This is a genomic window from Geminicoccus sp. (assembly GCF_035556675.1).
Lineage (GTDB): Bacteria > Pseudomonadota > Alphaproteobacteria > Geminicoccales > Geminicoccaceae > Geminicoccus.
This window is the reverse complement of sequence record NZ_DATMFZ010000066.1, coordinates 1-11,999: the sequence shown is the minus strand read 5'-3', so window position 1 is coordinate 11,999 and position 11,999 is coordinate 1. Positions and strand designations below refer to the sequence as shown.

Here is an 11,999-nt window from a genome sequence, read left to right as displayed (position 1 = left end):
CCAGGAAGGGGCGCTGATCTTCTCGGCGACCAAGATCCAGTCGGACTATAAGAACAACGACGACATCATCCGGATGTGCAAGGCGCGCATCCGCGTGCCCGAGCAGTGGTGGGGCGATTACCTGGCCTCCCTGGGCTCGGTCCGGATCGGCGAGCGCGAGCTCCTGGCCCTTGGCCGCGAGGTCGGCTGGGATGTGCTCGAGAACTATGCCGAGGCATGGTTCGACTATTCCGAGAAGAAGATGGTCGACGCGATCGGCCGGCTGAAGAGCGGGCGCCGGGTGATCCATGCCGCGCATGATCCCTTCCCGGGCGTGCCGGACGGCATTCCGGTCAAGGTCGATGTCGCGATCGATGCCGATGCGGGGAAGATCACGGTCGACCTGCGCGACAATCCCGACTGCCAGCCCTGCGGCCTGAACCTGACCGAGGGCACCTCGATCAGCGCCGCGATGGTCGGGATCTATAACGGCATCATCGACCATGGCGTGCCGGCCAATGCCGGCAGCTTCCGCCGGATCGAGGTGCTGGTGCGCGAGAACTGCTGCGTGGGCATCCCGCGCCACCCGTTCTCCTGCTCGGTCGCCACCACCAACCTCGCCGACCGGGTCTCCAACCCGGTGCAGCGCGCCATCGCCGAGATCTCGGCAGGCCACGGCATGGCGGAAACCGGGCCGATCATGGCGCCAGGCATGGGCGTGATCTCCGGCAAGGACCCGCGCAACCACGACGAGCCGTTCGTGAACCAGGTCCATATCGGCGTGACCGGTGGGGCCGGCACGGCGGTCACCGACGGCTTCCTGTCGATCATCCATGCCGGCAATGCCGGCATGTGCCGGATCGACTGCATCGAGGTGGACGAACTGCACCACCCGATCTTCATCAAGGCCCGCTATCTCGTCCCGGACACGGAGGGAGCCGGCACGTACCGTGGCGCGCCCTCGGCATATACCGAGCTTGGGCCGATCGAGGACTGCACCATGCAGGTGCTCTACACGGCCGACGGCACCATCAACGTCGCCGAGGGCACCCGTGGCGGCGGCAAGGGTGGTCCGGTGCGGGCGATGAAGCGCGAGCTGGACGGCAGCCTGACCAACCTGCCGCCCTGCTACGGCGTCACGCTCAAGCCAGGCGAGCTCGTGGTGTCCTACTCGGCCGGCGGTGGCGGCTATGGCTCGCCCTTGGAGCGTGATCCGGCACGGGTCCTGCACGACCTGATGGAAGGCTGGATCAGCGAAGAGCGGGCGCGGTCCGTCTATGGCCTGGTCACCACCGGCAGCCTGGCCGACGGCACGCTCGCGGTCGACGAGGCGGCCACGCGCAACTTGCGCGATTCACTGCGTCAGGCCCAGTGAGACGGAGGGAGGAAGGCCGATGGCCGTGACCAACGTCGACAAGCGGGCCGGCTGGGCGCGCGAGGGCGTGCGGATGGCGATCATCTCCAACCGCATGGAGAGCATCGCCCGCAAGATGCAGAACACCCTGTTCCGCACCGCGCGTTCCGGCGTGCTCAACACCGCGCACGACTTTTCCTGCGTGGTGCTCACCGCCGATTGCGAGCTCCTGGCGAGTGCCGAAAGCCTGCCGATCCACACGCTGATCGGGCCGGACATCATGTGCCGGGCCGTGAAGCAGTATCACCCGGAGCTGAAGGCCGGCGACTGCTTCCTCCATAACAGCCCGTACGAGGGCGATTCCCATGCCGCCGACCACTGCCTGATCGTGCCGGTGGTCGACGAGGGCGGCACGCTGCGCTTCTTCGTGCTCGCCAAGGCGCACCAGGCCGACTGCGGCAACTCCCGGCCCACCACCTACATGGGCCACGCCAAGGACGTATACGAGGAAGGTGCGCTGATCTTCTCGGCGGCCAAGATCCAGTCGAACTACCAGGACAATCAGGACCTGATCCGCATGTGCCGGGCGCGCATCCGCGTGCCGGAACAGTGGTGGGGCGACTATCTGGCGACGCTGGGTGCGGTGCGGATCGGCGAGCGCGAGCTTCTGCAGCTGGGCCGGGAGGTCGGCTGGGAGACGCTGGAGCAGTATGCTACCGGCTGGTTCGACTATTCCGAACAGAAGATGGTCGAGGCGATCCGCCGCCTGCCGTCCGGCAAGGTGACGGTGCATTCGGCGCACGACCCCTTCCCCGGCGTGCCGGACGGCATCCCGGTCAAGGTCGACATGACGATCGACAGCGAGAATGCCAAGATCATCGTCGACCTCACCGACAATATCGACTGCCAGCCCTGCGGGCTGAATCTGTCGGAAGGCTGTGCGCGCACCGCCGCCATGGTCGGGATCTATAACGGCATCCTGGACCACAGCGTCCCGGCCAATGCCGGCAGCTTCCGCCGGGTCGACGTGCTGCTCCGGGAGAACTGCGTGGTGGGCATCCCGCGCCACCCGCACAGCTGCTCGGTCGCGACCACCAATCTCGCCGACCGGGTCTCCAACCCGGTGCAGCGGGCGATCGCCGAGATCGCGCCGGGCTTCGGCATGGCGGATACCGGGCCGATCATGCCGCCGGCCATGGGCGTGATCTCCGGCAAGGACCCACGCCACGGCGATGCACCCTTCGTCAACCAGATCTTCTTAGGGGCGACCGGCGGGGCGGGCACGCCCGTCACCGACGGCTTTTTGTCGATCATCCATGTCGGCAATGCCGGGCTCTGCCGGCAGGACAGCATCGAGGTCGACGAGCTGCACCATCCCTTGTTCGTGCGCCGGCGCTCGCTGACGCCCGACACCGAAGGGGCCGGCACGTTTCGCGGCGCACCCTCGGTCTATGCCGAGTTCGGCCCGACCGAGGGCTGCACGATGGAGGTGCTCTACACCGCGGATGGCACCGTGAACCCGGCCGAGGGTGCCCAGGGCGGTGGGCCCGGCGCCTTGTCCCGGGCCTTCAAGCGCGAGCTGGACGGCACGCTCACGGAGCTGCCGGCCTGCCATGGCGTGAAGCTCGAGCCCGGCGAGTATGTGGTGTCGCGCTCGTCGGGTGGCGGCGGCTACGGCTCGCCGCTCGAGCGTGACCCGGCGCGGGTCCTGCACGACGTCCTGGAGGACTGGGTCTCGCGCGAGCGGGCAAGGGACGTGTATGGCGTCGTACTGGTCGATGCCGGTACCGAGCTGGCGGTGGACGAGGCGGCGACGGCCAGGCTGCGGGCCAGCCTTGCCAACTGAACGAATGCGATAGGGAGCTTCAGCAAAATGAGCGAGACGCCGACGGAGACCGACTGGTCGGCAGGTGCCGCCTATGTCGACGGCCAGGTGATGCCGATCAAGGCGGCCAAGATCCCCATCACCGACTGGGGCTACCGGCGCTCCGACGTCACCTATGACGTGGTCGGCGTCTATTTCGGGGCCTTCTTCCGCCTGGACGACCACATCAAGCGCTTTCGCCGCTCGATGGACAAGCTCCGGATGAAGCCGGAGGAGAGCGACGAGGACATCAAGCGCATCCTGACCGACCTGGTCCGCCGCACCGGGCTGCGCGAGGCCTATGTCGCCATGGACTGCGTGCGCGGCAAGCCGGCGCCGCACCTGCCCTACCACCCGGCCTATGGCCGCGCCTATCTCGTCTGCTTCGCGATCCCCTGGGTCTGGCTGTTCTCCGAGGAGCAGCAGGCTCGCGGGGTCCATGCGACGATCGCCAAGACCCCGCGCATCCCGCCGGAATCGGTCGATCCCACCGTCAAGAACTTCCACTGGGGCGACCTGACCCAGGCCCTGTTCGAGGCGCATGACGGCGGGTTCGAGACGGCCTTGCTGCTGGACCAGGAAGGCAACCTGACCGAGGGGCCCGGCTACAACGCGTTCGCCATCGTCAACGGCACCGTGGTCAGCCCGCCGCGCGGGGCGCTGGAGGGCATCACCCGGCTGTCGGTGAAGGAGCTCTGCGAGGAGCTGGGCATCCCGTTCGAGACCCGCCCGATCCCGCGCGCGGAGCTGGAAGAGGCCGACGAGATCCTGCTCTCGACCACCGCCGGCGGCGTGATGCCGGTGAGCCGGCTGGGCTCGCGCATCCTCGGCAACGACCGCCCGGGCCCGATTTCCGCGAAGCTGCGCGAAACCTTCTGGGAAAAGCGCCGACAGGGCTGGCACGCCACGCCGGTCGACTACGACGCGCCGATCGCCTGAGTTGCACCAAGAAAGTAACCCTGAGATGAGCCACGCTCTCGGAATTGATGTCGGTGGTACGTTCACCGACTTCGTCGCCTATGACCGCGTCAACAAGAAAGTCGAGGTCTGGAAGGAACTGTCCACGCCGACCGATCCGGTGGTCGGCATCATCGGCGGCCTCGGCCGCTACAAGAGCAGCGATGCCGCTGCCGTCGAGCATATCCGGCTCGGCACCACGGTCGCGACCAATGCGATCCTGGAGCGCAAGGGCGCCACGGTCGCCTATGTGACGACCAAGGGCTTCAAGGACGTCATCTTCGTCCAGCGCGGCAACCGCAAGTATCACTACGATGCCAGCTGGGTGAAGCCGAACCCGCTGGCCAAGCGCCGCCACTGCTTCGAGCTGGACGAGCGGATCGACGCCTACGGCAACGTGCTGAAGCCCCTGGACGATGCCGAGGTCCGGGCGCTGGGCGAGCAGATCAAGGCCAACCCGGAGATCCAGGCGGTCGCGGTCTGCACCCTGTTCTCCTACCTGAACCCGGCGCACGAGCAGCGCATCAAGGAGATCCTGACCGAGGTCCTGCCCGACCTGCCGATCTCGATCTCCTACGAAGTCCTGCCCAAGTGGAAGGAGTACGAGCGCGCCTCGACCGTGCTGGCCGACGCTTATCTCAAGCCGGTGGTCAGCCGGCAGATGGGCTCGATGCGCAAGCGGCTGGACGAGGCGGGCTTCAAGGCGCCGACCGTGGTCATCAAGTCGAACGGCGGCGAGATGACCCTGGATGCCGCGGCCGAGGCGCCGGTGAACCTGGTGGTGTCGGGACCGACGGGCGGTGTCATCGCCAGCCGGCACGTGGCCCAGCTCACCGGCATCGACCACCTGGTCACGCTCGACATGGGTGGCACCTCCACCGACGTGTCGGTGATCCTGGACGGCCAGGAGCGCTTCACGACCGCGTTCGAGATCGAATGGGGCGTGCCGATCCAGATCCCGATCATCGACATCCGCACGATCGGTGCGGGCGGCGGCTCGATCGCCTGGATCGACAAGGGCGGCATGCTCCGGGTCGGGCCGCAGTCGGCCGGTGCCAACCCGGGCCCGGCCTGCTACGGCAAGGGCGAGTTGCCGACCGTCACCGATGCCAACGTGCTGCTGGGCCGGATCGACCCGGACAACTTCCTGGGCGGCCGGATGCGGCTGGACGTCGAGCGGGCGCGCAAGGCGGTTGCGAGCGTCGCCGAGGCCCTCGGCCAGGACGTCGACGAGACCGCACTCGCGATCGTGCGCATCGCCAACAACAACATGGTGGGCGCGCTGCGCTCCGTGCTGATCGAGGGCGGCCTCGACCCGCGCGACTTCACGCTCTCCACCTTCGGCGGCGCCGGGCCGCTCCACGTCGGCGAGCTGATGGTCGAGATGGGCATTCCCAAGGGGATCGTGCCCAACCATCCGGGCCAGTTCTCGGCCTATGGCTTCATCCTGACTCAGCCCCGCGTCGACCGGCAGCGCACCGCGCAGCTCACCAGCAACCGGTTCGACAAGGCCAGGGCGGCCGCGATCATGCAGTCCCTGGTCGACGAGGCGAAGGCCCAGCTCACCGAGCAGGGCTTCGACCACGAGATCAAGCTCACCCGCGCGCTCGAGATGCGCTATCTCGGTCAGAACTACGAGCTGGAGCTGACCGTCGACGAGAACACGCTCTCGCCCGACGCCGACATCGAGCAGCTCTGGGAGGCCTTCCACACGGCGCACAAGGCGCGCTTCGGCTTCAACACCAAGGGCGACATCATCGAGATCGTCAATTTCTCGGTGACCGCGATCTCGGACTCGGCCCTGCCCGAGATCCCGAAGCTGGAGAAGGCCACCGGCGCGCCCGTGCCCATGGGCCGGCGCAGCGTCGGCTATGTCCAGGGCCGGTTCGACGTGGATGTCTTCGACCGCGACAAGCTCCTGGCGGGGCATGTGCTGGAGGGGCCGGTCATCGTCGAGGAGGCGGCCTCGGTCACGGTGGTCTGCCCCGGCCAGCGCCTCACGGTCGACGATTACGGCCATCTCCTCATCGATACGATCCAGGCCTGAGAAGGACACTCATCCGATGCGCATGTCCGAGAACGGCTTCTACGTCGAAAAGTACAACAAGTGCGCCTGCTGCGGCCTGCTCGTCTATGGCGAGGGGGTGCGCACGGGGCCCGGGCCCAAGGGCCTGTTCTGCTCGCCCTGGTGCGTGGAATGGACCGAGCGGCGGGCCAAGGGCGAGGACGACCCGGTCATGCCGATCGTCCAGCCCAAGCTGCCCTTCGAGGCGGCCTACCCGTCCAAGGGCGAGCGCCTGGCGCCGCTCGACATGGTCACCATGAACATCATGGATTCGACCATGGTCTCGATCTGCCGGGAAATGGGCATCCTGCTCATGAAGACGTCGTACTCGACGATCTTCAACGAGGGGCTCGACTTCACCTGCGCGCTCGCCGACGCCAAGGGCGACATGATCGCCTGTGCCGAGTTCTGTCCGACCATGATCGGCGGCATGCCGCTGCTCATCAAGACCTGCGCCCAGGAGATCCCGTTCGACACGCTGCAGGAGGGTGACATCCTCCTGCACAACGACCCCTATCGCGGCGGCCTGCACTGCCCCGAGCACACCTTCTTCAAGCCGTTCTTCGTGGACGGCGAGTTGCTCGGCTTCGCGGTCTGCATCGGCCACATCGCCGAGATCGGCGGCATGGTGCCGGGTGCCTTCTGCGGCGAGGCCACCGAGATCTTCCACGAAGGCATGCGCGTGCCGCCGGTGAAGATCATGAAGGCCGGCCAGGACGTCGAGGAAGTCTGGAAGCTGATCCTCGCCAACACCCGCACGCCGCGGCAGTCCTATGGCGACCTGCGCGCCATGATCGGTGCGGTGGACCTGGGCGTCGACCGGATCACCCAGATCGTCAAGAAGTACGGCAAGGACGTCTTCAAGCAGACCTGCGAAGACCTGATGGACTATGCCGAGCGGCGGATGCGGGCGGAGATCGCCGCGTTCCCGGACGGCGTCTATTCCTTCGAGGACGTGATCGAGAACGATGGTGTCACGACGACGCCGTACACCATCGCGGTCGACCTGCACCTGCACGGCGACGAGGTCGTGGCTGATTTCAGCCGCAGCTCCAAGCAGGCCAAGGGGCCTATCAACGCCACCCTCGGCGTGACCACGGGCGCCACCTATAACGGCCTCCTGCACGTCACCGACGCGTCGATCCCGAAGAACTCCGGCTGCTTCCGGCCGATCCGGGTGCTCTCGCCGCCTGGCCACGTCACCAATGTCGACTATCCGGGCCCGCTGGTCGCCGGCAACACCGAGACCCACCCGCGTCTCGCCGACATCGTGATCGGCGCCATGGCGGGCTGCACGCCGGACCGCGCCATGGCCTCGGAATCGGGGACCAGCACGAACTTCGTGTTCGGCGGCGACCATCCCGACCATGACGAATACTTCGCCTGCTACGACATCATGTCGGGCGGCTGGGGTGGCCGGAAGGGTCATGATGGCAACAACACCGTCAACGCCATCAACGGCAATTGCCGCTTCAACCCGACCGAGGTGTTCGAGACCCGCTTCCCCCTGCGGGTCGAGAACTGCGAGCTGGTCCAGGATTCCGGCGGTGCCGGGCAGTGGCGCGGCGGCCTGGGCTACAAGCGCACGTTGTATGTGACCACCGTGCCGATCACCGGCTCGCAGTGCTCGGACCGTCACGAGACCGGGCCCTTCCCGTTGTTCGGCGGCGAGCGGGGTGCTGCCGGCGGCACCAAGGTCATGAAGGCCGGGACCGACCGCTGGACCACGGTGCGCGAGACCGACAACAAGAAGTCGAGCAGCAAGTACGCCAACGTGGTGTTCGAGCCGGGCGACCGCATCCTGCTGATCACCGCGGGCGGCGGCGGCTATGGCGACCCGAAGCAGCGTGATCCCGAGCTGATCCGGGAGGACGTGGCCGAGGGCTATGTCAGCCCGGAGCAGGCGCGCAGCGCCTACGGGTTCACCGGGTAACCCGGCCCGGCTTCGTTCCTGCCGGGCCGGCCGGCGGCGGGGGCGGCGAGAGCCGCCGCCTGCTGCCGGCCGGCCCTTTCCCGGGAACGCCCCCTGCGACGGCCGGTTGTCCTTGAATGCCGGTACTGAAGCAGGAGGTCCCCCGCATGCCCAACCATGACCTGATCGTCATCGGGGGCTCTGCGGGCAGCTTCCCGGTGCTGCAGCGGATCTTCCAGGATCTGCCCGCCGATCTTCCCGCTGCGGTCCTGGTCTGCACCCACCGGGCCAAGGATGCAGACGACCATCGCTCCGAACTGCTCAGCGCCGGCGTGTCCCTGCGGGTGAACAGCCCGGTGGACGGCCAGCCGCTGGAGCAGGGCCACATCTACCTGGCCCCCTCCGACCGCCACCTCCTCGTCGTGGACCACACCATCCGGCTGGGCCGCGGGCCGCGCGAGAACATGAGCCGACCGGCGATCGATCCCCTGTTCCGCTCGGCGGCACTGTCCTTCGGCCCCCGCGCGATCGGCGTAGTGCTGAGCGGGATGATGAATGACGGTGCTTCCGGCCTGCACGCGATCAGTGAAACGGGTGGGATCACGGTGGTTCAGCATCCCCTGGATGCGGAGGTCGCCGCCATGCCGACCGCGGCCATGGCGACCGTTGCCGTCGACCATGTCGTGCGCTCGGACCAGCTCGGGCCCTTGCTAGGCGAATTGGCCAGAGTGCCCGCAGGCCCCCCCAGGCCGACGGGGCTGGACCTGGAGTTGGAGGTCAAGATCGCGCTCGGCAGCCGCCTGGGCTCGGACCGGCTGAGCAAGATCGCCGAGCCCTCGATGTTCAGCTGCCCTCACTGTCACGGCGTCCTGTCCCACATGAAGGGCAATGGTCCGCTGCGCTATCGCTGCCAGATCGGGCACGGGTTCACCGCCGAGAACCTGCTCGTCGCCCAGGAGGACGAGGTGCACGAGGCCCTGGCCGTGGCCATGCGGGTCATGGAGGAACGGCTGGGCATCGTGGAGCGGATGGCCGAGGATGCCCGTGCCCAGGGGCGGGATGCGCTGGCGAAGGTCTATGATTCCCGCGCCGCAGAATACCGGCATTACGCCGAAACGCTTCGGCAGGCCGTGAGCACCGGCATGGATGCGATCCGGCAGCCATGAGGGACCACCTCCCAGCTGCGATGCAGACAAGAGCGGTATCGCTGGCAGGCCGGCCGTAATAGAACCCGGGCCGTGCATATCCAGCTTCAGTCTTCAGCCCGCACGGAGCGTTTGATGCAGGACCAGGTCGACCCGCCGATCGTCGGCATCGGGGCATCCGCGGGCGGCGTCATTGCCCTGAAGCTGCTGTTCGATTCGATGCCTGACGATACCGGTGCAGCCTTCGTCGTCATCGTTCATCTCGATCCCGACACGCGCAGCCAGTTGCCCAGCATCCTGGCATCGCGCACCAGCATGAGCGTGGAACAGGTCGAGAATACCGCTCATCTGGAACCGAACAAGATCTATGTGATCGCTCCGAACCGGCGGCTGCGGATCGCCGATCACATGGTCTCCGCCCTGCCGTTCGACGAACCCAGGGGGCAGCGGGCGCCGATCGACATGTTCTTCCGCTCGCTGGCGGAGCAGCACAACGATGGTTTCGCCATCATCCTGACCGGCGCCGGCGGCGATGGCGCCATCGGGGTCAAGGCGGTCAAGGAAGCCGGCGGCATCGTCATGGTGCAGGATCCGAACGAGGCCGAATACTCGTCCATGCCTCGCAGCGCCATTGCGACCCAGGTCGCGGACTTCGTGCTGCCGGTCCAGGAAATCGCACGGCAACTGGTCGAGATCCTGCACAAGCGCGAAACGATCTCCGCGAATGGCGTGCCCGAAGGAGACGAGGAAAGCCTCCGGCGGATCCTGGCTCATGTCCGGGTGCGGACCGGCCATGACTTCTCCCAGTACAAGCGCGCCACCGTTACGCGGCGCATCGCCCGGCGCATGCAGGTCGCCAGGAAGGAGTCGCTTCGCGAATACTATAACTACCTTCGCGAGAATGCCGAGGAAGCCCAGGCGCTGTTCTCGGACTTCCTGATCTCGGTGACGACGTTCTTCCGCGACCCGAAGGCGTTCCGGTCGCTCGCAGAGCATGTGATCCCGCGCCTGTTCGAGAACAAGGAAGTCGGCTCGTTCATCCGGGTCTGGGTCCCGGGATGTGCCACCGGGGAGGAGGCCTACACGATCGGCATGCTGCTGCTCGAGGAGGCCAGCCGGCGCGACCTGCGGCCCGAGATCCAGGTGTTCGGCTCCGACCTGGATGCCGGTGCCCTGGCGATCGCCCGTGAAGGCCGATTTCCCGATGCAATCGAGGTCGATCTGGGCGAGGAGCGGTTGCGGCGCTTCTTCCTCAAGGAAGGCGACCACTACCGGGTTCGCCGGGAGCTGCGCGACATCATCCTGTTCGCGACGCACAGCATGCTGAAGGACCCGCCCTTCTCGCGGCTGGACCTGATCTCGTGCCGCAACCTGCTGATCTATCTCGATCGCGACCTGCAGCAGCTCGTCTGCAACACCTTCCACTATGCCCTGAACCCGGGCGGCTTCCTGTTCCTCGGCTCCTCGGAGAGCGCGGATCAACCCGTGGGTCTGTTCCGCCCGGTCGATCGGGATGCGCGGATCTACCGGTCGGTGGCAGCCCCCGGGGACAAGCGGCCCGCACTGCCCATCCTCCTGGGTACCAGCCATCATTCCCACGACCGCGGCCCGGTCCCGGCGCGGGCACACCATTCGGGCGGCAGCATGAGCGACGCCGTGCTTCATCGGCAGATGCTCGAGCGGGTCGCACCGCCCAGCATACTGATCGACGAGGCGCACCGCGTCATCCATCTCTCGGACAATGCCGGGCGCTACCTGCAGCCGGCTGGCGGACCACTGAGCGTCGACGCGGTCGACCTGGTTCGCCAGGAATTGCGCTTCGACCTGCGCTCGGCCCTCCATCGTGCCTTCGAACGGGGTGAACCCACCCTCACCGCCCCGATCCCGGTCCGGTTCAACGGTGCCGCCCAGCGGGTATATCTCCATGCCAAGCCGGTGGTCCGGGACGGCGGGGGCGCCAGCCATGCCATCGTCATGTTCATCGAAGGCGAGGCGGTGGATGAAGCCACGCACCTGGCGGATGCCGGGCGGGCCGATGGCGGTGCCAGCGAGGAGCTGATCCAGCAGCTCCAGGAGGAGTTGCAGGCGGCGCAGAACCGGCTGCGCGCGACCCGGGAGGAATCCGAGGCGGCCAACGAGGAGCTGCGGGCCGCCAACGAGGAGCTGCAGTCGATCAACGAGGAGTTCCGCTCCACCTCGGAGGAGCTGGAAACCAGCAAGGAAGAACTCCAGTCGATCAACGAGGAGCTGCAGACGGTCAACAACGAGCTGAAGCTGAAGCTCGAAAGCGTGTCGCGGGCGCACAGCGACCTGCAGAACCTGATGGCCGCGACCGATGTCGGCACGCTGTTCCTCGATACATCCCTGCGCATCAAGCGCTTCACGCCGCGGCTGACCGAGCTGTTCAACATCACCCTGAACGACGAGGGCCGGCCGATCACCGACTTCACCCATCAGCTCGACTATGACGGGCTGGCCGACCAGGCGCGCCTGGTGCTCAAGGACCTGGCGCCGATCGAGGAAGAGGTGCCGAGCCGGGCCGGCGGCTGGTATCTCGTGCGGATGCGGCCATACCGCACCATCGACGACAAGATCGACGGGATCGTCGCCACCTTCGTCGACATCACCGAGCGCCGCCGGGCCGAGGAAGCCCTGCGGCAGAGCGAGGAGCGGCTGCGCCAGGAGACCCGGCTGGTCAACCTGTCCCGCTCGCCGATCTTCGT

The 11,999-nt window shown here is 67.1% G+C and carries 7 protein-coding genes; all 7 read left to right on the top strand.

Annotated elements, in window-relative coordinates; translation table 11 throughout:
* On the top strand, positions 1–1,354 hold a 1,354-nt coding region (locus VNS22_RS05000; RefSeq protein WP_325730222.1), incomplete at its 5' end, for a hydantoinase B/oxoprolinase family protein.
* A gap of 19 nt (positions 1,355–1,373) precedes the next feature.
* Entirely contained in the window at positions 1,374–3,179 is a 1,806-nt protein-coding gene (locus tag VNS22_RS04995; protein WP_325730220.1) for a hydantoinase B/oxoprolinase family protein, read from the top strand.
* Between the two features lie 27 nt (positions 3,180–3,206).
* On the top strand, positions 3,207–4,136 hold the full coding sequence (locus tag VNS22_RS04990; protein WP_325730218.1) for an aminotransferase class IV: 930 nt from the start codon (positions 3,207–3,209) through the stop codon (positions 4,134–4,136).
* A 25-nt stretch (positions 4,137–4,161) separates the two neighbouring features.
* Complete coding sequence (locus VNS22_RS04985) at positions 4,162–6,201, top strand: hydantoinase/oxoprolinase family protein (RefSeq protein WP_325730216.1); 2,040 nt, start codon at positions 4,162–4,164, stop codon at positions 6,199–6,201.
* Positions 6,202–6,217: 16 nt separating this feature from the next.
* Positions 6,218–8,152, top strand: coding sequence for a hydantoinase B/oxoprolinase family protein (locus VNS22_RS04980; RefSeq protein WP_325730214.1), 1,935 nt, complete (start codon positions 6,218–6,220; stop codon positions 8,150–8,152).
* A gap of 146 nt (positions 8,153–8,298) precedes the next feature.
* Entirely contained in the window at positions 8,299–9,297 is a 999-nt protein-coding gene (locus tag VNS22_RS04975) for a chemotaxis protein CheB (protein WP_325730212.1), read from the top strand.
* Positions 9,298–9,411: 114 nt separating this feature from the next.
* Positions 9,412–11,999 (top strand): chemotaxis protein CheB (locus VNS22_RS04970; protein WP_325730211.1); only part of this gene is annotated, 2,588 nt, incomplete at its 3' end.

Coding starts and splice junctions, on each gene's coding strand:
- VNS22_RS04995 (WP_325730220.1), top strand. CDS start 1,374: ATGGCCGTGACCAACGTCGACAAGCGGGCCGGCTGGGCGCGCGAGGGC.
- VNS22_RS04990 (WP_325730218.1), top strand. CDS start 3,207: ATGAGCGAGACGCCGACGGAGACCGACTGGTCGGCAGGTGCCGCCTAT.
- VNS22_RS04985 (WP_325730216.1), top strand. CDS start 4,162: ATGAGCCACGCTCTCGGAATTGATGTCGGTGGTACGTTCACCGACTTC.
- VNS22_RS04980 (WP_325730214.1), top strand. CDS start 6,218: ATGCGCATGTCCGAGAACGGCTTCTACGTCGAAAAGTACAACAAGTGC.
- VNS22_RS04975 (WP_325730212.1), top strand. CDS start 8,299: ATGCCCAACCATGACCTGATCGTCATCGGGGGCTCTGCGGGCAGCTTC.